Origin of the sequence: Streptomyces hokutonensis, assembly GCF_000376565.1 — a bacterium.
Taxonomy (GTDB): Bacteria; Actinomycetota; Actinomycetes; order Streptomycetales; family Streptomycetaceae; genus Streptomyces; species Streptomyces hokutonensis.
Window position 1 is genome coordinate 1 of the sequence record NZ_BARG01000012.1, and the last position, 20,727, is coordinate 20,727.

22 protein-coding genes are annotated in these 20,727 nt (G+C 71.3%); 18 read left to right on the forward strand and 4 right to left on the reverse strand.

Annotated elements, in window-relative coordinates; genetic code table 11:
* Window positions 1-169: 169 nt before the first annotated feature.
* On the reverse strand, window positions 170-721 hold the full coding sequence (locus SSP08S_RS63210) for a hypothetical protein (protein ID WP_019066412.1): 552 nt from the start codon (window positions 719-721) through the stop codon (window positions 170-172).
* A 255-nt stretch (window positions 722-976) separates the two neighbouring features.
* Between SSP08S_RS63210 and fmt the strand changes: the two genes are divergently transcribed.
* Window positions 977-1,912 carry a methionyl-tRNA formyltransferase gene (fmt, locus tag SSP08S_RS04690; RefSeq protein WP_019066413.1) on the forward strand — a complete coding sequence of 312 codons (936 nt, stop codon included), beginning with the start codon at window positions 977-979 and terminating at the stop codon, window positions 1,910-1,912.
* 114 nt (window positions 1,913-2,026) lie between these two features.
* Entirely contained in the window at window positions 2,027-3,445 is a 1,419-nt protein-coding gene (locus SSP08S_RS04695) for an RsmB/NOP family class I SAM-dependent RNA methyltransferase (protein WP_019066414.1), read from the forward strand.
* A 619-nt stretch (window positions 3,446-4,064) separates the two neighbouring features.
* Here SSP08S_RS04695 and SSP08S_RS04700 read toward each other — a convergent pair.
* A complete protein-coding gene (locus tag SSP08S_RS04700; RefSeq protein WP_019066415.1) occupies window positions 4,065-5,231 on the reverse strand; it encodes an alpha-hydroxy-acid oxidizing protein in 1,167 nt (388 codons plus the stop codon).
* A gap of 125 nt (window positions 5,232-5,356) precedes the next feature.
* Between SSP08S_RS04700 and rpe the strand changes: the two genes are divergently transcribed.
* The 10 genes from rpe (at window position 5,357) to SSP08S_RS04750 (ending at window position 12,358) form a co-directional block, all read left to right on the forward strand.
* Window positions 5,357-6,043: a ribulose-phosphate 3-epimerase gene (gene rpe / locus SSP08S_RS04705; protein ID WP_019066416.1), complete on the forward strand. Its 687-nt coding sequence runs from the start codon at window positions 5,357-5,359 to the stop codon at window positions 6,041-6,043.
* Between the two features lie 78 nt (window positions 6,044-6,121).
* On the forward strand, window positions 6,122-7,168 hold the full coding sequence (locus SSP08S_RS04710; RefSeq protein ID WP_019066417.1) for a sugar-binding transcriptional regulator: 1,047 nt from the start codon (window positions 6,122-6,124) through the stop codon (window positions 7,166-7,168).
* Between the two features lie 50 nt (window positions 7,169-7,218).
* Window positions 7,219-7,584 (forward strand): guanyl-specific ribonuclease, encoded by a 366-nt coding sequence (locus SSP08S_RS04715; protein WP_019066418.1) that lies wholly within the window; start codon window positions 7,219-7,221, stop codon window positions 7,582-7,584.
* Window positions 7,581-7,898, forward strand: a complete 318-nt coding sequence (locus SSP08S_RS04720) for a barstar family protein (RefSeq protein ID WP_019066419.1) — start codon at window positions 7,581-7,583, stop codon at window positions 7,896-7,898. The genes SSP08S_RS04715 and SSP08S_RS04720 overlap by 4 nt, the downstream gene beginning before the upstream one ends.
* A 168-nt stretch (window positions 7,899-8,066) precedes the next feature.
* Entirely contained in the window at window positions 8,067-8,681 is a 615-nt protein-coding gene (locus SSP08S_RS04725) for a hypothetical protein (RefSeq protein ID WP_019066420.1), read from the forward strand.
* 170 nt (window positions 8,682-8,851) lie between these two features.
* Complete coding sequence (locus SSP08S_RS04730; protein WP_026178178.1) at window positions 8,852-10,294, forward strand: GuaB1 family IMP dehydrogenase-related protein; 1,443 nt, start codon at window positions 8,852-8,854, stop codon at window positions 10,292-10,294.
* Between the two features lie 86 nt (window positions 10,295-10,380).
* Complete coding sequence (locus tag SSP08S_RS04735) at window positions 10,381-10,896, forward strand: GNAT family N-acetyltransferase (RefSeq protein ID WP_026178179.1); 516 nt, start codon at window positions 10,381-10,383, stop codon at window positions 10,894-10,896.
* 15 nt (window positions 10,897-10,911) lie between these two features.
* Window positions 10,912-11,307, forward strand: coding sequence for a hypothetical protein (locus tag SSP08S_RS04740; RefSeq protein ID WP_019066423.1), 396 nt, complete (start codon window positions 10,912-10,914; stop codon window positions 11,305-11,307).
* A 114-nt stretch (window positions 11,308-11,421) separates the two neighbouring features.
* The gene (locus SSP08S_RS04745; protein WP_019066424.1) at window positions 11,422-11,874 is read left to right on the forward strand and encodes an Lrp/AsnC family transcriptional regulator; all 453 of its coding nucleotides are present in this window, start codon (window positions 11,422-11,424) and stop codon (window positions 11,872-11,874) included.
* Window positions 11,875-11,929: 55 nt separating this feature from the next.
* The gene (locus SSP08S_RS04750; RefSeq protein ID WP_019066425.1) at window positions 11,930-12,358 is read left to right on the forward strand and encodes a VOC family protein; all 429 of its coding nucleotides are present in this window, start codon (window positions 11,930-11,932) and stop codon (window positions 12,356-12,358) included.
* A gap of 18 nt (window positions 12,359-12,376) precedes the next feature.
* Here the strand turns inward: SSP08S_RS04750 and SSP08S_RS04755 are convergent, their stop codons facing one another.
* Complete coding sequence (locus SSP08S_RS04755; RefSeq protein WP_019066426.1) at window positions 12,377-13,117, reverse strand: GntR family transcriptional regulator; 741 nt, start codon at window positions 13,115-13,117, stop codon at window positions 12,377-12,379.
* Between the two features lie 212 nt (window positions 13,118-13,329).
* Between SSP08S_RS04755 and SSP08S_RS04760 the strand changes: the two genes are divergently transcribed.
* Genes SSP08S_RS04760 through SSP08S_RS04780 form a run of 5 tightly spaced genes read left to right on the forward strand, consistent with a single transcriptional unit; the run spans window position 13,330 to window position 18,787 of the window.
* A complete protein-coding gene (locus SSP08S_RS04760) occupies window positions 13,330-14,487 on the forward strand; it encodes an ABC transporter substrate-binding protein (RefSeq protein ID WP_019066427.1) in 1,158 nt (385 codons plus the stop codon).
* Window positions 14,484-15,383, forward strand: coding sequence for an ABC transporter permease (locus SSP08S_RS04765; RefSeq protein ID WP_019066428.1), 900 nt, complete (start codon window positions 14,484-14,486; stop codon window positions 15,381-15,383). The genes SSP08S_RS04760 and SSP08S_RS04765 overlap by 4 nt, the downstream gene beginning before the upstream one ends.
* The gene (locus SSP08S_RS04770; RefSeq protein WP_019066429.1) at window positions 15,368-16,186 is read left to right on the forward strand and encodes an ABC transporter permease; all 819 of its coding nucleotides are present in this window, start codon (window positions 15,368-15,370) and stop codon (window positions 16,184-16,186) included. Before SSP08S_RS04765 ends, SSP08S_RS04770 begins: the two co-directional genes overlap by 16 nt.
* Before the next feature lie 3 nt (window positions 16,187-16,189).
* Window positions 16,190-17,269: an ABC transporter ATP-binding protein gene (locus SSP08S_RS04775; protein ID WP_019066430.1), complete on the forward strand. Its 1,080-nt coding sequence runs from the start codon at window positions 16,190-16,192 to the stop codon at window positions 17,267-17,269.
* A 42-nt stretch (window positions 17,270-17,311) separates the two neighbouring features.
* Complete coding sequence (locus tag SSP08S_RS04780; RefSeq protein ID WP_019066431.1) at window positions 17,312-18,787, forward strand: HAD-IA family hydrolase; 1,476 nt, start codon at window positions 17,312-17,314, stop codon at window positions 18,785-18,787.
* Window positions 18,788-18,940: 153 nt separating this feature from the next.
* Here the strand turns inward: SSP08S_RS04780 and SSP08S_RS59035 are convergent, their stop codons facing one another.
* Entirely contained in the window at window positions 18,941-19,714 is a 774-nt protein-coding gene (locus SSP08S_RS59035; RefSeq protein ID WP_245607829.1) for a hypothetical protein, read from the reverse strand.
* Window positions 19,715-19,926: 212 nt separating this feature from the next.
* Between SSP08S_RS59035 and SSP08S_RS04795 the strand changes: the two genes are divergently transcribed.
* On the forward strand, window positions 19,927-20,715 hold the full coding sequence (locus SSP08S_RS04795) for a carbon-nitrogen hydrolase family protein (RefSeq protein ID WP_019066434.1): 789 nt from the start codon (window positions 19,927-19,929) through the stop codon (window positions 20,713-20,715).
* Window positions 20,716-20,727: the final 12 nt, after the last annotated feature.

The window sequence follows — 20,727 nt, forward strand, 5'->3', positions numbered from 1 at the left end:
GACCGTCCGACCGTCCGACCGTCCGACCGTCCGACCGTCCGACCGTCCGACCGTCCGACCGTCCGACCGTCCGACCGTCCGACCGTCCGTGCCTCCTTCCGTCCGTGCGTCCGGCATGCAGCTGCCTCCCGGTTGTTGTCCGGGAGGCAGGCAAGGTTCGGGCGTCGGGTCAGCCGTTGCGCGGGCCCGGGAAGGCTGTGGGCCTGGCCTCGTCTCGGAGGGTGGGGCTGCCGGCTGTGGGCTGGGTCGGCATGGAGCGGGCGGCGGGGACCGTCGGGAGCGCGGGCATCGGGGGGAGGCCCGTGTTCACCGTGACCGGGCGGGCCGTCGCCGCCTCCGTCGTGCGTTCGGCGTCGGCCGCCGCCTGGGTCGCGGCGCGGCGGGCGCCGTAGCGGCGGTGTACCGCCTGCTTGGTGACCCCGAGGGCCGAGCCCACCGCGTCCCACGAGAAACCGAGCGAGCGGTCGAAGTCCACGGCGGCCGTGACCAGGGTCTCGACACTGTCCCGCAGTTCCTGCGCGAGACGGACCGTCGGGGCGGGAGCGCGCCCGTAGACGACGAAGCCCGTGGACGGGCCGGAGCGGCGCGGGCGGTAGACGTTGCCCAGCTGGGCGGTGAGCGTGCGCAGTGCGTCCACCTGCCGGCGGACCCGCTCGATGTCCCGCACCAGCAAGTGCAGGCTGGCCCGAGCCTGGGCGTCGTGGGTTGCGTGGTCGGCCATGAACAAGCCTCTCGAACCGGCGTTGAAAAGGATCGGGCCGCGTGAATGCGGCCCATAGTGGTCAACTCTTTCTTGACCAACGCGTGTGCGCTCCGCTGGTCACGCAACGGGGGCGTAAGGGCATATGCGTACGCCCCCGGTGAACCGGTGTGCGCTGCGGGCGTCCGTGCGTCCGCCGACGTGGGCCCCTGGGCCCGCGCGCCATAGACTGGTGCGCTGCCCGCACACTCCCGCCCGAGAGGCCCGAACGCACCCATGAAGCTCGTCTTCGCCGGTACCCCCGAGGTCGCCGTTCCCGCACTGGACGCCCTGATCGCCTCCGGGCGGCACGAGGTGGCCGCCGTCGTCACGCGGCCCGACGCGCCGGCCGGGCGTGGGCGCAGGCTCGTGGCGAGTCCCGTCGCCGAGCGGGCCGAGGAGGCGGGGATCGAGGTGCTGAAGCCCGTCAAGCCGCGCGACCCGGAGTTCCTGGAGCGGCTGCGGGAGATCGCGCCCGACTGCTGTCCCGTCGTCGCCTACGGCGCCCTGTTGCCCCGTGTCGCCCTCGACATCCCGGCCCACGGCTGGGTCAACCTGCACTTCTCGCTGCTCCCCGCCTGGCGCGGCGCCGCTCCCGTGCAGCACTCCATCATGTCCGGCGACGAGATCACCGGCGCCTCCACCTTCCTGATCGAGGAGGGACTCGACTCCGGGCCCGTCTACGGCACCGTGACCGAGGAGATCCGGCCCACCGACACCAGCGGCGACCTGCTGACCCGGCTCGCGTTCGCCGGCTCGGGCCTGCTTGCGGCGACCATGGACGGGATCGAGGACGGGACATTGAAAGCCGTACCGCAGCCTGGCGAAGGCATCACCCTCGCTCCGAAGATCAACGTCGAGGACGCGCAGGTGGAGTGGGCGGCTCCGGCGCTGCGGGTGGACCGGGTGGTGCGCGGGTGCACCCCGGCGCCCGGCGCCTGGACCGGCTTCCGGGGTGAGCGGCTGAAGATCGTGCAGGCCGTGCCCGTGCCGGAGCGGACCGACCTCGCGCCCGGTGAGCTCTCCGTGGGCAAGAACAACGTGTACGTGGGCACCGGGTCGTACGCCGTCGAGCTGCTGTGGGTGCAGGCGCAGGGCAAGAAGCCGATGCGGGCGGCGGACTGGGCGCGCGGGGCGCGGATCGGGGCGGGGGAGACGGTCGGGACCCTCTGAACTTCCCGGGCGTGACGTCCCGCGGCTTCCCGGGCGTGACGTCCCGCGCGCGGTCGGGCCGGTGCGACGTAGGCTGGACGCACATCTCGGCCAGAAATCCGGAGCACCTTTTTCGTGAGTGAGCAGTCCCCGCGACCCCGTAAGCCCGGCAAGCCCTACCGTCGGCCGCAGAAGGACCCCGTCCGCATCCTCGCCTTCGAGGCGCTGAGGGCCGTCGACGAGCGGGACGCGTACGCCAACCTCGTGCTGCCGCCGCTGCTCCGGAAGGCGCGCGACAAGGGCGACTTCGACGCGCGGGACGCGGCGCTCGCCACCGAGCTGGTCTACGGGACGCTGCGCCGGCAGGGGACGTACGACGCGATCATCGCCTCGTGCGTCGACCGGCCGCTGCGCGAGGTCGACCCGCCGGTGCTGGACGTGCTGAGCCTCGGGGTGCACCAGCTGCTCGGGACGCGGATCCCGACCCACGCGGCCGTGTCCGCCTCCGTCGAACTCGCCCGGGTCGTCCTCGGCGACGGGCGGGCCAAGTTCGTCAACGCCGTGCTGCGGAAGGTCGCGCAGGACGACTTCGACACGTGGGTCGAACGGGTCGCGCCGCCCTACGACGACGATCCCGAGGACAACCTCGCCATCGTGCACTCGCATCCGCGCTGGGTCGTCTCCGCGCTGTGGGACTCGCTCGGTGGCCCCCGCGCCGGGATCGAGGACCTGCTGGAGGCCGACAACGAACGGCCCGAGGTCACCCTCGTGGCCCGGCCCGGCCGGTCCACCACCGACGAGCTGCTGCGCGAGGAGGCCGCGCTGCCGGGGCGCTGGTCGCCGTACGCCGTGCGGCTCAGCGAGGGCGGGGAGCCCGGGGCCGTGGCGGCCGTGAAGGAGGGCAGGGCGGGGGTGCAGGACGAGGGCAGTCAGCTGGTCGCCCTCGCGCTGGCCAACGCGCCGCTCGACGGGCCGGACGAGAAGTGGCTCGACGGGTGTGCCGGGCCCGGCGGCAAGGCCGCGCTGCTCGCCGCGGTGGCCGCCGAGCGCGGGGCGACGCTCCTCGCCTCCGAGAAGCAGCCGCACCGCGCGGGCCTGGTGGCGAAGGCGCTCGCCGGGAACCCCGGGCCCTACCAGGTCATCGCCGCCGACGGCACCCGGCCGCCGTGGCGGCCCGACAGCTTCGACCGTGTCCTGATGGACGTGCCCTGCACCGGCCTGGGCGCGCTGCGCCGCCGCCCCGAGGCCCGCTGGCGGCGCCGCCCCGAGGACCTCGACGGCTTCGCACCCCTCCAGCGCGGGCTGCTGCGCACCGCCCTGGAATCCGTCCGCGTCGGCGGAGTCGTCGGCTACGCGACCTGCTCACCCCACCTCGCCGAGACCCGCGCCGTCGTCGACGACCTCCTCAAGCAGTACCCACACACCGAACTGATCGACGCCCGCCCGCTGCTGCCGGGCGTCCCGGCTCTCGGTGACGGTCCTGACGTACAGCTGTGGCCGCATTTGCACGGGACGGATGCGATGTATCTGGCGCTGATCCGCAGGACCGGGTGACGGGCCGGTCATAGGGCGCCGTCATCGGCAGGGCCGGTTGGCGCGTGGATCACCGAGACGTTCAACCGCGGCGTCGGCTGACGCGCCGGTCGCAGGGCGGGCTTGGCTGCGGGATCGGCTGATCCGTGGGTCGCAGGGCGCCGTCATCGGCAGGACGGGTTGACGCGTGGATCACAGAGGCGTTCGCAGCATCGGCTGACGCGCCGGTCACAGGGCGGCTTGGCTGCGGGACCGGCTCACGCGCGGATCACGGAAGGCGCTCGTCCGCAGGGTCGACTGATCTGCGGGTCACACGGTGCCGTCATCGGCAGAACCGGCTGACGCCCGGACCATGAAACGCCTTTGTCCGTAGGGCCGGTTGACCTGCGGGTTACAGAGTGCCTTCATCGGCAGAACCGGCTGACGCCCGGATCATGGAACGCCTTTGTCCGTAGAGCCGACTGATCTGCGGGTCACAGGGCGCCCTCATCGGCAGGACTGGTTGATCCGCGAGTCACCGGATGACGTCATCGGCAGGACTGGCCGACCCGCGGATCGTGGAACGCCCTTCCGCGAGACCGCCCGACCCGCGGATCACCGAACGCGCCCATCCGCAGGGCCAGTTGACGCGTGCCGTGCCTCATACGACGCGCTGGAGCGCCTCCCGAGTGAGGTCGGCCAGCGTCGGATACCCGTCGACCGCCATGATCAGGTCGGTCTCCGCCAGGAGGGAGCGGAGGACGTGGACGATGCCGTCCGTGCCGCCGAGGGCGAGGCCGTAGGCGTAGGGGCGGCCGATGCCGACGGCGGTGGCGCCCAGGGCGAGGGCCTTGACGATGTCGGCGCCGGTGCGGACGCCGGAGTCGAAGAGGACCGGGAGGCCGTCCGCCGCCTCGACCACGGACGGGAGGGTGTCGAGGGCGGGGAGTCCGCCGTTGGCCTGGCGGCCGCCGTGGTTGGAGCAGTAGACGGCGTCCACGCCGCCGTCCTTGGCCCGGCGTACGTCCTCGGGGTGGCTGATGCCCTTGATGATCAGGGGGAGGTCCGTGAGGGAGCGTAGCCAGGGGAGGTCGTCCCAGGTGAGGGGGTTGCCGAAGAGCTGGGTCCAGAGGAGGACCGCGGACTGGGGGTCCTCCTCCGGGGTGCGGGTGAGGCGGGACCGGAAGACCGGGTCGGTGGTGTAGTTGGCCAGGCAATGGCCGCGTAGTTGGGGGAAGTTGGCGGTGGAGAGGTCGCGGGGGCGCCAGCCTGTGATCCAGGTGTCCAGGGTGACCACGATGGCCTTGTAACCGGCCTGTTCGGCGCGGTGGACGAGGCTTGCGGCGAGGTCGCGGTCGGTCGGGGTGTAGAGCTGGAAGAGGCCCGGGGTGTCGCCGAACTCCGCTGCGACCTCCTCCAGCGGGTCGACCGCGAGCGTGGAGGCGACCATCGGCACGCCGGTGCGCGCGGCGGCCCGCGCGGTCGCCAGGTCGCCGTGTCCGTCCTGGGCGCACAGACCGAGGACGCCGATCGGTGCCATGAAGACGGGGGAGGGCAGCTTGAGCCCGAACAGGTCGACGGACAGGTCGCGTTGGGCCGCGCCGACGAACATGCGGGGGACGAGGCCCCAGTGGTCGAAGGCGGTCACATTGGCGCGCTGGGTGCGTTCGTCGCCGGCGCCGCCCGCGACGTAGGACCAGACGGAGGGGGGCAGGGCCGCGCTCGCCCGCTCCTCCAGTTCCGCGAAAGCCATGGGGTAGGACGGCAGGATGCCGCCGAGCCCGTTGAAGTAGATCTCGTTCTGATAGGAGCCGAACGGCTGTCCCATGCCATCTCCCTCTTCGCTCAGGGAGGGATTCTCGCAGTGGGCGCGGCGGCCCCGTACCCCGCACCCGGCCTCTCCCGCCACCGACCGATGCCGCTAACCCCCGCGGGACATGGCAGGCTTGGGGCATGGCCGTGCAGATCAACCCCAGCATCCTGTCCGCCGACTTCGCCCGCCTCGCCGAGGAGGCCAAGGCGGTCGAGGGCGCCGACTGGCTCCACGTCGACGTCATGGACAACCACTTCGTCCCGAACCTCACGCTCGGCGTGCCGGTCGTAGAGTCACTGGCCCGGGCGACGGACACCCCGCTGGACTGCCATCTGATGATCGAGAACGCCGATCGCTGGGCCCCGCAGTACGTCGAGGCGGGTGCCTCCTCCGTCACCTTCCATGTCGAGGCGGCCGCGGCTCCGGTGCGGCTCGCCCGGGAGATTCGGGCCAAGGGCGCCCGCGCCTCCATGGCGCTCAAGCCGGCGACGCCCATCGAGCCGTACGAGGATCTGCTGCCCGAGCTGGACATGCTGCTGATCATGACCGTGGAGCCGGGCTTCGGTGGCCAGTCGTTCCTCGACATCATGCTGCCGAAGATCCGCCGCACCCGTGAGCTGATCAGGAAGCACGGACTGGAGCTGTGGCTGCAGGTCGACGGAGGAGTTTCGGCCTCGACGATCGAGCGCTGCGCGGAGGCCGGAGCCGATGTGTTCGTCGCCGGTTCGGCGGTCTACGGGGCATCCGACCCGGCAGCGGCGGTACGTGCATTGCGCACGCAGGCCGAAGGGGTCGTGAGCAAGGCATCCTGGGCGTGCGACCACTGAGCGGCAGGTATGTGAACGGCGGCCATCAAGGCTGATCAACAGCGCCGGATCTGCAAGGATGAACGGCGAATCCAGAGTGTGAACAGCAGTGAGGAGATCGCCGTGTCGGGTATGTCGGCGGGCCGGTCAGCCATGCGGATGGGACCCGCAGAGCTGGTGCAGGCGGCGGCCATGGCCCGCCGCTTCTACCTCGAGGGCAAGTCCAAGATCCAGATCGCGGAGGAGTTCGGCGTCAGCCGCTTCAAGGTGGCCCGGGTCCTGGAGACCGCCCTCGAACGGGATCTCGTACGCATCGAGATCCGAGTACCGGCCGAACTGGACGCGGAGCGCTCGGACGCGCTGCGCGCCCGGTACGGCCTGAGGCACGCCGTCGTGGTCGAGTCCCCGGCCGAGGTCAGCGAGGAGTCGCCCGACCCCGAGAACCTCGGGGAGGTCGCGGCCGACCTGCTCGGCGAACTGGTCAACGAGGGCGATGTGCTCGGCCTCGCCTGGGGCCGGTCCACCATCCACATGGCGGCGGCCCTCGACCGGCTGCCGCCCTGCACGGTGGTCCAGCTGACGGGCGTGTACGACGCCGGGACCGCCGAGCGCGGCTCGGTCGAGGCGGTCCGGCGCGCCGCGCAGGTGTCGGGCGGCGACGCCCACCCGATCTACGCGCCGATGCTGCTCCCGGACGCGGCCACCGCGGAGGCGCTGCGCCACCAGACGGGGATCGCCCGGGCCTTCGAGTACTTCGACAAGGTCACCGTCGCGTGTGTCTCCATCGGCTCCTGGGAGTCGGGCATCTCGACGGTGTACGACATGCTCAGCGACGAGGAGCGGGCCCACTACTCGTCCCTCGGTGTCGCCGCCGAGACCTCCGCGCACCTCTTCGACGCCGAGGGCCGCCGGGTCGGCCGGGACCTGGGCGAGCGGTGCATCACCGTCAAGGCGGACCAGCTGCGCCGTATCCCCGAGGTCGTCGCGATCGCGGGCGGGCAGCGGAAGGCGGCGGCGATCGACGCGGTGCTGCGGTCCGGGCTCGTCACCAGCCTGGTGACGGACACCGCCGCCGCGGACTATCTGATGACGGCCGGCACACCACCGAAGTCGGCACTCGGCCGGACGGACCCCGACGGGATCTGACGGGCCCTGACAGCGACTCCTACAGGGACGGCCGTGGCAGCATCGGGCGCATGCTGCTGCGGTTCGTCTCCCGGGTCTTTCTCGTCTGTCTGGCCGTGCTGCTTCCGGTCGGTTGTTCGTCCACGGCCACCACTGGCGGCACGGGGACCGTCAAAGTCTCCCAACTCCCCGCCGAGGCACGGCAGACCATCACCCTCATCGACCAGGGTGGCCCCTTCCCGTACGCGAAGGACGGGGTCGTCTTCGGGAACTACGAGAAGCTGCTGCCGGAGCAGAAGCGCGGCTATTACCACGAATACACCGTCCGGACGCCGGGCTCGCGCGATCGCGGGGCCCGGCGCATTGTCACCGGGCAGGGCGGCGAGATCTACTACACCGATGATCACTACAAGTCGTTCAGGACGGTACTGAGATGACGCAGCTCGCGGTCACCCTCGACCTCGACGGGGTCACGGACAAGGCCGGCCTGATGGACGGTGTCGCCCGCGCCCTCCAGCTCCCCGACTGGTTCGGCCGCAACTGGGACGCCCTCGCCGACAGCCTCGGCGACCACACCGTGTGGCCCGAAGAGGCCGTGGAACAGGGCCTGTTGGTCGTCGTACGGAACTGGCGGGCGTACGCGAAGGCGAGGCCGGGGGAGTGGGAGACGGCGGTCGACGTCTTCGGCGACGCGGTCGACCGGACGCCGACGCTGTCCGTGGTGCTCGCGCTGGGCGGGGCCGGGCGCTAGGGCCTGTCCGGCGGAGCGGGCCGCAGGAAAGCTTCGGCGCCTGATCAGCGCCGGTGAGTGACGACAACGCGGCAGATGTGCGTGCCACACCCCGCGTCTGCGGCATGATCCGCCGGAAGGCCCTGGGCCCTGGGCCCATTGTCCGAGGCGGCTGGCAGAGTGGTCGGTATGGAGCAACAGGAGGAGCGCACGTCGGTGCGTCTCGTGGTCGTGGATCCGGATCTCGACGCGCAGTGCGACCGGGTCGAGGAACACTTGCTGGCGCCGCTGGCCGAGTCCGCGCGGGGAGCCGGTGGGCACGCGCTTTTCGCGGACGGGCCGGTGGTCTTCCGGCGGGTGCGGGAGACACTCGCCGAGGCGGTGGCCCGCGGCCCCAAGGTGTGGACGCCGAACGGCCGTTGGGAGCACGAGGGTCTTCGTATCGTCGAACTGCCCACCGACGACACGGACTTGCTGTACGCGCTGCTGCGCGAGCTGTCCGGGCTCCTGGTGGCGCCGCCGGACCTGCCCGACCCCTCGGGCGTCGTGGCCGCGGTCCGCGGCACCGTCCTGACGCCCGAGAAGACCGCCGTCGGCCTGGTCGGCGCGCTGGCGCGGGTGCTGTCCCTGGTGGACCTCACGCCCGACGCCGACACGGCCACCCTCTTCGCGGCGATCGAGGCGGCCGACGGCGACGAGGACGTGAGACTCACCTACGGGCAGGACGAGGCTTGGCAGCGCCTAGCCCACCGGCTGACCATGCTGCTCACCGAGTCGGCTCCGCTGCACCGGTTCCTGTACTGATCCCTTGTCCCGGCGGGGCGTACTTGGACGTTCCTCCAGAGCCCCCCGTGACCTGCCTGGACGATGATCCGAGGTATGGCATTCCGGCTGACATGGGACAATGAAGTACGTGCTCTTCCCCCTGGCTGACCTGTCCGGGGGTCACCTCGATCGACTGGGATGTGCGGCACGTGCGTTTCCTCAACGACATCCAGCCCCCGTACGACCTGACGTACGACGACGTCTTCATGGTGCCGAGCCGCAGCGCGGTCGGCTCGCGGCAGGGTGTGGACCTCAGCTCCCCGGACGGCACGGGCACCACGATCCCGCTGGTCGTCGCCAACATGACCGCCATCGCGGGCCGGCGGATGGCCGAGACCGTGGCCCGGCGCGGCGGGCTCGTGGTCATCCCGCAGGACATCCCGATCGAGGTCGTCACCGAGGTCGTGTCCTGGGTGAAGAGCCGCCACCTCGTCCTGGACACCCCGATCCGGCTGGCCCCGCACCAGACCGTCGCCGACGCGCTGGCCCTGCTGCCCAAGCGCGCGCACAACGCCGGTGTCGTCGTGGACGAGGACCAGCGCCCGGTCGGTGTCGTCACCGACGCCGACCTGAACGGCGTGGACCGCTTCACGCAGCTCGCCGAGGTCATGTCCCGGGACCTGCTGCTGCTCGACGCGGACATCGACCCGCGCGAGGCGTTCAACCGGCTGGACGGCGCCAACCGCCGCTACGCGCCCGCCGTCGACAAGGACGGCAGGCTCGCCGGCATCCTCACCCGCAAGGGCGCCCTGCGCGCCACGCTGTACTCGCCGGCCGTGGACGCGGACGGCAAGCTGCGGATCGCCGCCGCCGTCGGCATCAACGGCGACTTCGTGCAGAAGGCCAAGCAGCTGCTGGACGCGGGCGTCGACACGCTCGTCATCGACACGGCCCACGGCCACCAGGAGTCGATGATCAGCGCGATCAAGCAGGTGCGGGCCCTCGACCCGCAGGTCCCGATCGTGGCCGGCAACATCGTCGCCGCCGAAGGCGTCAAGGACCTGATCGAGGCGGGCGCCGACATCATCAAGGTCGGCGTCGGCCCCGGCGCGATGTGCACCACCCGCATGATGACCGGCGTCGGCCGCCCGCAGTTCTCGGCCGTCAAGGAGTGCGCCGCCGAGGCGAAGAAGTACGGCAAGCACGTGTGGGCCGACGGCGGTGTCCGCCACCCGCGCGATGTCGCCATGGCGCTCGCGGCCGGCGCGTCGAACGTGATGATCGGCTCGTGGTTCGCCGGCACGTACGAGTCCCCGGGCGACCTCCAGCAGGACGCCAACGGCCGCCTCTACAAGGAGTCGTTCGGCATGGCGTCCGCCCGCGCGGTCCGCAACCGCACGTCCGACGAGTCGGCCTACGACCGCGCCCGCAAGGCGCTGTTCGAGGAGGGCATCTCCACCTCCCGCATGTTCCTCGACCCGGCCCGCCCGGGCGTCGAGGATCTGATCGACTCGATCATCGCGGGCGTCCGCTCCTCCTGCACCTACGCCGGCGCCGCCTCTCTGGAGGAGTTCGCCGAGCGGGCCGTCGTCGGCATCCAGAGCGCGGCCGGCTACGCGGAGGGCAAGCCGCTGCACGCCAGCTGGAGCTGACCAACTCCCTTTCCTGCGGCCCCTGTTGTCCCGTCACCGGGAAAACCAGGGGCCGTCGGCATGCCCGGGGGCCTACCGTCGACAGCATGGAGATCGCCGTGTGCCGGGCCGAGGACATCGCCGTACTGGAGCACTTCATGCCGTCGTACAGCGTCGACGGGAACCACCGGACGAGGTTCGCCCGTCAGGAGGCCGGCGGAAGCAGCTATCTGATCCCCTGGCTCGACGGCCGTCCCGTCGGGCACGCGGAGGTCCGCTGGACCGGGTGCGCGGCTCTCGAGGTGCCGTCGGACTGTCCGGAGATCAACGGACTCTTCGTGTGGCCCGAGTCGCTTCGCTCACGGGGTATCGGCGCGGCGCTGGTCCGCGGGGCCGAGCGGCTGGCCGGCGAGCGCGGCATCGGCGTCATGGGACTGGGCGTCCGCGACGGCAACCACCGTGCCGCGGCGCTCTACGCACGGCTCGGCTACCGGCCCACGGTCACGTACGTCGACCGCTACGCGCACCTCGACGCCGAGGGCGTACGGCACGAGTACGCCGAGCCGTGCGTGTTCCTGGTCAAGAAGTTTCCGTCAGGCCCTCTTGACGTCAAGCAGTCTTGACGCAACGCTGAACCCATGACCACACCCCAGGGCATCGAACCCGAGCACACCCTCCTCACCGCAGTCGCGCGCCTCGACGACCTCCGCACCCGCGAGTCCCTCGCCGGCTTCGGCAGCGACGCCGAGGCCCTCGACAAGGCCGAGACGCTGGAACTGCTCGCCCTGAGCGAGGTCGTCGCCCGCAAGGCCGCCTACGGCCGTCAGCTCACCGTCCGCGCGGCCCGCGAGGCCGGTGCCTCCTGGACGCAGATCGGGGCCGCGCTCGGCATGAGCAAGCAGGCCGCCTGGGAGGCGCACACGCGCTGGATCGACACGCAGGCGGAGGTGCACGGACAGCCCGGACGGATGGGGTTCGACGAAGAGGACCTGGCGAAGGCGCGGGCCCTCGCGGGGGACCCGGACGAGGGCTGAACGGGGCGATCGGTATCGCCGTCCGGCTCGTGTTCTACTTCGTATACGGCCGTCGCCGCTCCCGACCGGCACCATCGGCACCACCCGCACCACCCGAGAAGTGATCGATCCCCCGTGCTGAACGAACTCGACGAACGCATCGTGCACGCCCTCGCCGAGGACGCCCGCCGCTCCTTCGCGGACATCGGGCAACTCGTCGGCCTCTCCGCGCCCGCCGTGAAACGGCGCGTGGACCGGCTGCGGGCCACCGGCGCCATCACCGGCTTCACCGTACGGGTGGACCCGGCGGCGCTCGGCTGGCAGACCGAGGGGTTCGTCGAGATCTACTGCCGCCACAACACCTCCCCCGACACCATCCGACGGGGTCTGGAGCGCTACCAGGAGGTGGTCGCCGCGTCCACGGTCACCGGCGACGCCGACGCGGTCGTCCAGGTCTTCGCCGCCGACATGCGCCACTTCGAGCGGGTGCTGGAGCGGATCGCGGGGGAGCCGTTCGTGGAACGGACGAAGTCCGTGCTGGTCCTGTCCCCGCTGCTGCGCCGCTTCTCGTCCGGCTCGCCCACGTAGGTGCGACGCAGGCGCAACAGGTCGACTGTCAGTGCCTGGTCGTACGGTCGAGGGCATGGCAGCACGAATCGATCTCACCCTCGACTGCGACGACGCCCAACTCCTCGCCGCGTTCTGGAAGACGGCCCTCGGCTACGTCGACGAGCCACCGCCCGCTCCCTTCGCCACGCGCGCCGAGTGGATCGCGCACTACGACCCGGAGGACGACGGGGGCGAGGACGACGGCGCCTGGCTGTGCGACCCCGACGGCGTCGGTCCGCGCCTGTCCATCCTCAAGGTCCCCGAGCCCAAGACCGCCAAGAACCGGCTCCACCTCGACATCCGGGTCCCGGTGCGGGGCGGCCCTGACGAGAGATGGGCGGCGATCAGAGCCGAGGCCGAGCGGCTCGTGGACGCGGGCGGCCGGGTGCTCACGGAGTTCGACGGACACCATGTGGTGATGGCCGACCCCGAGGGCAACGAGTTCTGCGTGGCGGCGGGTTGAGCCCTCAGCCCCCCGGGTTCACTCCGCCGTCTTGCGGGCCAGCGCGTTGTTCCCTATCGAGTTGTGCACGCTGAAGCTCACCGCGTCCGAGCGGTAGCGGTCGTCCGACCACTCGACAGGCCGTCCCTCGCGGGTGGTTGTGACCCGCCGGACCCGCAGCAGTGGGCTGGTCCGGCGGATGCCCAGCAGCTCCGCGTCCTGCGCGCCCGCCGCCACCGCGTCGATCACGTGCTCGCCGTAGGCGAAGACCAACCCCGTGTCGTCGTAGAGGCGTTGGGTCACTGACGGGCAGTCGGGCTCGATCGCCTCGACGGCCGGGGAGATCCAGTCGGCGTACACCGTCCGCTCGAGGAGGACCGGTTCGCCGTCCAGGCCGCGCACCCGCAGGACGTGCAACACCGGGGTCTTCTCCGGGAGTTGGAGGCGTACGGCGTCCTCGGCGGTGGCCGGGCGGTACTCCTGCTCGACCACGTGCCCGGTCGCCTCGCGCTCCATCGCGCGCGCCCACTCGGCGAAACTGCGCAGCTCCGCGAAGCTCTGGCTGCGGCGGCTGGCCAGCACCACCCGGCGGGCGCCCTGGCGGGAGCCGATCAGGCCTTCGGCGGTGAGGGCCGCGACGGCCTGGCGGACCGTGCCGCGCGAGACGCCGTACTGCGCGGCGAGGTCCGTCTCCGCGGGCAGCCGGCTGCCGACTGTGTACTCCTCGCGGTCGATGGCTTTTCGCAGCTCGTCGGCGATCTCCTCGTGTCGCGCCGTCATGCTTCCCCTCCGAATCGACCACTGTGCACAGCGTGAGCAGCGTAGTCGAGTTCACTCGGTGATCCGTGTCAGCCAGGAGTGTGCAGAGAAGAAGGGGTCACGGTTTCGCCAATGTTTACGAACAAGACACCATCGCCGGGCGTACTGAGGCCAACTTGTTCAGACAAGTTCTCCGCTCTGCTCTGACCCTCGTGCGCACCCCTGGAGAGACCGTGACCGTGTCCCCGCCGAGAAACGCCGTCCTGGGTGGTTCCCTCGCCGTCGTCGCCGCGCTCGCCCTGAGCGCCTGCGGCGCCGCTCCCACCAACTCGTCGACCACCGCCGACGGCAAGAACGCCGCCACCGCCACCTCCGCCGCCGACTTCGGCGGCGTGGACGCCCTGGTCAAGGCCGCCAAGAAGGAGGGCACGCTGCACATCATCGCGGTGCCCCGTGACTGGGCCAACTACGGCGCCATCATCGACGGCTTCACCAAGAAGTACGGCATCAAGATCACGGACGAGAACCCGGACGGCTCCAGCCAGGACGAGATCAACGCCGTGACCTCGCGCAAGGGCCAGAACCGTGCGCCCGACGTCCTCGACCTCGGCTCCTCCTTCGCGCTCAGCGCCGCCCAGCAGGGTCTGCTCGCGCCGTACAAGGTCGCCTCCTTCGACCAGATCCCCGAGGGGCAGAAGGACCCGAAGGGGCAGTGGTTCAACGACTACGGCGGCTACATCTCCATCGGCTGCGACGCCAAGCGCGTGAAGACCTGTCCGACCACCTTCGCGGATCTGCTCAAGCCGCAGTACAAGGGCCAGGTCGCCCTCAACGGCAACCCCACCAAGTCGGGTTCGGCCTTCGGTGGCGTCTACGCGGCGGCGCTCGCCAACAAGGGCTCCTTCGACGACATCCAGCCCGGCCTGGACTTCTTCGGCAAGCTGAAGAAGAACGGCAACTACACGCCCGTCGAGTCCACCCCGGCCACCGTCGAGAAGGGCGAGACGCCCATCTCCATCGACTGGGACTACCTCAACGCTGGTTACGCCGACGAGTTCAAGTCCAAGGGCGTCGACTGGAAGGTCACCATCCCGACCGACGGCCAGTACGCGCAGTACTACTCGCAGGCCATCAACAAGGACGCCCCGCACCCGGCGGCCGCCCGCCTGTGGCAGGAGTACCTGTACAGCGCCGAGGGCCAGAACCTGTGGCTCAAGGGGTACGCGCGTCCGGTGCTGATGACCTCCATGGAGTCGGCCGGCACGCTCGACAAGACCGCCGCCGCCAAGCTCCCGCAGGTCACCGGCACGCCGTCCTTCCCGACCGAGGCCCAGCAGAGCAAGGCCAAGACGGTCATCGCGTCCGGCTGGGCGAAGGCCGTCTCCGGATGACGGCCACGCTCACGCGGGCCGACGTGGTCGCCGCCGCTTCCTCGAAGCGGCGGCGCCGCGTCCCCGGCTGGATCGCCGTGGTCCCGCTGCTCGTGTTCGTCGCGGTCGCCTTCGGGGTGCCCGCCATCGCGATGCTGAACGGCGCCTTCACCGTCAAGAACCAGACGACGGGCGCCACTTCGTACAGCACCGTCAACCTCACCGACTCGCTCCAGGGTGCCTACTTCACCGCGCTGGTCGGCAGCGTCAAGCTGTCCGCCCTCTCGGCCGCCCTCGGCACCCTGCTCGGTCTCCCGCTCGCGCAGGTCGTCATCACCTCCCGCTTCCGCGCGCTGCGCGAGGCCGTCCTCACCGCCTCCGGGGTCCTCGCCAACTTCGGCGGTGTCCCCCTGGCCTTCGCGTTCGTCGCCACCCTCGGCAACGCCGGTGTGCTGACGACCCACTTGGGCCTCAAGGACAAGGGCTGGGACCTCTACAGCTTCTCCGGCCTGGTCCTCGTCTACCTGTACTTCCTCATCCCGCTGATGGTCCTCACCATCACCCCCGCCCTGGAGGGCCTGCGCACCCAGTGGCGCGAGGCCGCCGCGAACAACGGCGCCACCGGCGTGCAGTACTGGCGGCACGTGGCCCTGCCGGTGCTGCTGCCCTCGCTGCTCGGCGGATTCGTCCTCCTCTTCGGCAGCGCCTTCGCCGCGTACGCCACCGCCGCGGCCATGGTGGGCAGTTCCATCCCGCTGGTCACCCTGCAGATCGCCGACGCCATCTCCGGCAATGTGCTGGTCGGCCAGGAGAACGTGGCCCTCGCCCTCAGCCTCGACATGGTCCTGGTCGCGGGCCTGGTCATGGCCGTGTACCTGCCCCTGCAACGACGGAGCGCGCGATGGCTGGACGCCTGAACATCTGGCGGTGGGTCGTCCTCGGCCTCGCCGCCCTGTACTTCCTGGTGCCGCTCGCCGCCTCCGTGATCTTCACGGTCGACGTGCCGGGGGAGGGCGTCACCTTCGACGCCTACACCCAGATCGTCTCCGCCGACGGCTTCACCTCCAGCCTGGTGCTCTCGCTGGAACTCGCCGCCGCCACCATCGCCGTCGTCCTGCTCCTGATGGTCCCGGCCATGGTCGCGCTACGGCTCGGCGCGCCCCGGCTGCGCCCGGTCGTCGAGGTGATCTGCTCGCTGCCGCTGGTGGTGCCGCCCATCGCGTTCGTCGCCGGTATCGCAACGGTCCTCAAGTGGGGCCCCGACTACCTGTCCCGGACCCCGCTGTTCGAGACCTTCGTCGCCATCCAGAACCCGAGCTTCCCGTTCATCCTCGTCCTCGCCTACGTCGTGATGGCGCTGCCGTTCGTGTACCGGGCGCTGGACTCCGGGCTGCGCGCGATCGACGTGAAGACCCTCGTCGAGGCCGCCCGCAGCTGCGGCGCGGGCTGGCCGCAGGCCCTCGTGCGGGCCGTACTGCCCAATCTGCGCGGGGCGTTGCTCAACGCGTCCTTCCTCACGCTGGCGCTCGTGCTCGGCGAGTTCACCGTGGCCCAGCTGCTCGGCTTCCAGCCCTTCGCCGTGTGGATCTACAGCGTCGGCGGGTCCAACGCCCAGCTCTCCGTCGCCGTCTCCGTGCTCAGCCTGGTCGTCACCTGGGCACTCCTCCTCACGCTCGCCGGTGTCGGCGGGCGCGACAAAACCGCCAAGTCCCGGGGATGAACCATGACCGCCACCACGCTTGAGAAAACCACGACGGAGAACGCCGCCACCGTCGAATTCCGGGGCCTGCGCCGGGAGTTCGGCCCCACGGTCGCCCTCGACGGCCTCGACCTGACCGTCGAGCCCGGCGAGTTCCTGGCCCTGCTCGGCCCCTCCGGCTGCGGCAAGACCACCGCCCTGCGCATGCTCGCCGGGTTCGAACACCCCACCTCCGGCGAGGTGTTGGTGGACGGCAAGGACGTCACGGACGTGCCGGCGCACCGCCGTGACGCCGGGATGGTCTTCCAGTCGTACAGCCTCTTCCCGCATCTCAACACACTCGACAACGTCGCCTTCGGACTGCGCATGCGCAAGGTGCGTACGGCCGAACGACGCTCCCGTGCGGGCGAGTTGCTCGATCTTGTCGGGCTCGGCGACAAGGGCGAGCGCTTCCCGCACCAGCTCTCCGGCGGCCAGCAGCAGCGCATCGCGCTGGCCCGCGCGCTCGCCCTGCGTCCGCGCGTGCTGCTCCTGGACGAGCCGCTGTCGGCGCTCGACGCCAAAGTGCGGCTGTCCCTGCGCGAGGAGATCCGCCGCCTCCAGCAGGAACTCGGCATCACCACCCTCTTCGTGACACACGATCAGGAAGAGGCCCTGTCCATCGCCGACCGGGTCGCCGTCATGCGCGCCGGAAAGCTCGAACAGTGCGCCGCACCGGCCGAGTTGTACGGCCGGCCCACGACCGCGTTCGTCGCCGAGTTCGTCGGCACGATGAGCCGGCTCCCGGGGCACCTCACGGACGGCACCGTGGAGGTGCTCGGCCAGCGGCTGCCGGTCGACGGCGAGGCACCGGCAGGACCCGAAGTCGACGTGCTCGTACGGCCCGAGGCGATCCACGTGAACGCCGACGACGCCGGAGACGCGCGTGTCGTCGGTACCGCCTTCCTCGGCGCGGTCGTCCGTGTCAGCGTTCGGCTCGGCGACGGCACCGAGGTCAAGGCCGACCTGCCCACGCACGAGGCCACCACCCTGGGCGCCGGAGTCGCCGTACGCGTGTCGCTGCCGGAGCGGCCGGTACTCGTGGCAGAACGCGTCAACCCGTAGGGCCCACAAGCCCGCAGTGAACCCGCAGTGAAAGAGAGAGACGTGACCCCCCACACCCAACTCCCGCTCCAGGCCGTCCTGTTCGACATGGACGGAACGCTCGTCGACACCGAGCGGCTGTGGTGGGAGGCGGTGGAGCAGGTCGCGGGCAGAACCCTCACCGACGCGGACCAGTCGGAGGTGCTCGGCCGTCCGGTCGAGCACACCGCCGACTGGCTCGCCACCGCCACGGGCGCGTCGGCGACGGACCTCGCGGCCGAACTGCACCGGGAGTTCGCCGCCCGCGTCCGCACCGGCATCGTGCCCCGCCCCGGCGCGCTCGACCTCCTCGACGCCCTCGCCCGCGACGGCGTCCCCACGGCCCTGGTCACCGCGTCCCCCCGCGCGGTCGCCGACACCGTCCTCGACGCCCTCGGCGCGAGCCGCTTCGCCGTCTCCGTCACCGCCGACGACACCGGGGCCACCAAGCCCGCCCCCGACCCCTACCTCGCCGCCTGCCGGGCCCTCGGCGTCGACCCGGCGGCCTGCGTGGCCGTCGAGGACACCCAGACCGGCGTCAGCTCCGCCGAGGCGGCCGGCTGCGCGGTCCTCGCCGTACCGTCGCTGGCCCCGATCGACACGGCCCCCGGCCGGACCGTACGGGCCAGCCTCACCGGGATCACCCCGGCGGACCTGCGCGCGATGGTGACACCGGGCACGGCCCACGAGCTACGCGTGTTGACCTGGAACCTCTGGCTCGGCGGCAGCAAGGTCGACGACCACCGCGCCAAGCAGCTGAAGGTCATCGCGGAGACCGGCGCGGACGTGGTCGGCCTCCAGGAGACCGGCGGCACCGCGGCCGCGGAACTGGCCGAGGCGCTCGGCTGGCACCACCACCGGGCAGGCGAGAACCTCGGCGTGATCAGCCGCCACCCGATCACCGCCCGCTTCGGCGACCCGGACGTCGGCTTCTACGGAGCCGCCGGGGTACGGATCGCCGTAGCCGAAGGCCGCGAGATCGACCTGTGGACCTGCCACCTCGACTACACGCCCTACGGCCCCTACGAGTCCGCCTTCGACGGGCTCCCGGCCGCCGACCTGATCGCCCACGAGGACGTACGGCTCGCCCAGATGCGGGACACCCTCGACCGGATCGCGGACGCGGCCGAGGACGCCGTACCCGTGGTCCTGGTCGGCGACTTCAACAGTCCCTCGCACCTGGACTGGCCGGACGTCGAGTGGCCGGTCACCAAGGCGGCGGCGGACGCGGGCCTGCGCGACAGCTACCGGGAGGCCTACCCGGACCCGGTCGCCGACCCCGGCCACACCTGGTCGCCGATCCACCCGCTGCACGAGGACGGCAGCGGACGTCCCGAACCCCAGGACCGCATCGACTACGTCCTGCACCGGGGCCTGACCGTGCTCGACTCCCGCGCCTTCGTCACCGGCACGCCGAGCCCCTGGCCGGACGTGTCCGCCAACTGCTGGCCCTCGGACCACGCGGCCGTCCTCACGGTGTTTGCGGTGCCACGCGGTTAAGTGCTCCGCTGGAAGGCCCGTGGGTCGGCTGCGGGTCCGTCGTGGCTGGTCGCGCAGTTCCCCGCGCCCCTTTGGGGCGCTGTCGTCACGGGTTCCAGAAGAACGACACGTGGGCACGGTCGAAGCGGCGGTCGGCCAGGTCCTGCCGCGGGATCACCCAGTGCAGGGTGGAACCCTCCCGGCCGTCGAGACCGATGTCCCACTGGGCGAGCAGCACCCACTCCTCGGGGGCGGGCAGCTCCGTGGCGTCGCCCCGGAACCGTCGCGCGTCCTTCGCCTCGTCGGCGGCGTCCATGACGGGGTCCGTCTCCGTGCACTCGTGGGAGGCGTACCCGCCGAGTGCAGCGGTCCGTCGACGACGATGTCGCCGTACGTCTGCTCCCACGTCTCGGCCAGCTCCCCGGCATGGGGATGGCCGGGGAGCGTGACGACCTCCCCGCCGCGCTCCTCGGACCGGGCCAGGAAGTGGGACGCCATGGAGACATCGGGCGCCAGCCGCAGCTCCTCCTGCGGGAACTGCTCGCATATGAGGTCTTCGTAGGCGTAGTTGTTCTTCGTGATCCGCTCCTCGACGGGTGTCCCCTCGGGGATGTACACGACCTCTCCGGCCGGTGCGCTGTAGTCCGGCAGCTCGGGAAAGCCGAAGAGCAGCAGGCGGCCGTCGACAGGCAGCGGAAGGCCCGTCACCTCCTCCGGCAGGGCCGCGCAGTCGAGGGTGGCGAGTAACGGGAACCAGGGGTCGGGGACGTCGGCCGGCAACAGCAGCGGCCCGCCGAACCTGCCGACGACCGGCCCCTTCCCACGGGTGACGAGGGTCGCGCGGGGACGGGCGGCGGCGATCCACCCCTCGACGTCCTGGGGCGGTATCCCGCGCCGCAGCGCCTCCGCACGGAACGGTTCGAGCCGGTTGACCAGTTCAGGATTCATGGGCGGAAACCTATGCCCCACCACTGACAACGGGTCCGCCGCACCGGAACGACCGGTGCGCAACGAATCGCCGCCCCACCCCGCCCGCACGCAACAAAACGCTCACCGGCGCGCAACGGCTCCTTCTTGTCCGGCCCAGCCCCTCGGCCGTACCGTCTAGGGGGCCCCAATAAAGGGACTCTTCAGTCTTTTCGTACCGGTGAGGACCACGCATGCGCACCGCCCTGCTCCAGAGCTCCGGCCGCCCCGGCTCCGTCGTCGAGAACCTCAAGGTCCTCGACGAGGCCGCCGGCCGGGCCGCCGCCGGCGGTGCCGCGCTGCTCGCCGCGCCGGAGATGTTCCTCACCGGATACGCGATCGGCGACGACATCGACCGCCTCGCCGAACCCGCCGACGGCGACTCCGCCGACACGATCGCCGAGATCGCCGGCCGGCACGGGCTCGCCATCACCTACGGCTACCCGGAGCGCGACGGCGACGCCGTCCACAACTCCGCCCAGCTGATCTCCGCCGACGGCGACCGCCTCGCGAACTACCGCAAGACCCACCTCTTCGGCGACTTCGAGCGCGCCCACTTCACCCCCGGCGAACAGCCCGTCGTCCAGGCCGAGTTGAACGGCCTGACCATCGGCCTGATGATCTGCTACGACGTCGAGTTCCCGGAGCCCGTCCGCGCCCACGCCCTCGCCGGCACCGACCTGCTGCTCGTCCCGACGGCGAACATGGTCCCGTTCCAGCTGGTCGCCGAGTCCGTGGTCCCGGTGCGGGCCTGGGAGAACCAGATGTACGTGGCGTACATCAACCGCATCGGCCAGGAAGGGGAGTTCGACTTCTTCGGTCTCTCCACGCTCGCCGGTCCGGACGGAGTCGCCCGCACCAAGGCCGGCCGGGGCGAGGAACTGCTCCTCGGCGACGTCGACCCCGTTCTCCTCGCCAACTCCCGTGCCGCGAACCCGTATCTGACGGACCGCCGCCCCGGCCTCTACGGGTCCCTGGCCTGAATCCCCCCTGCC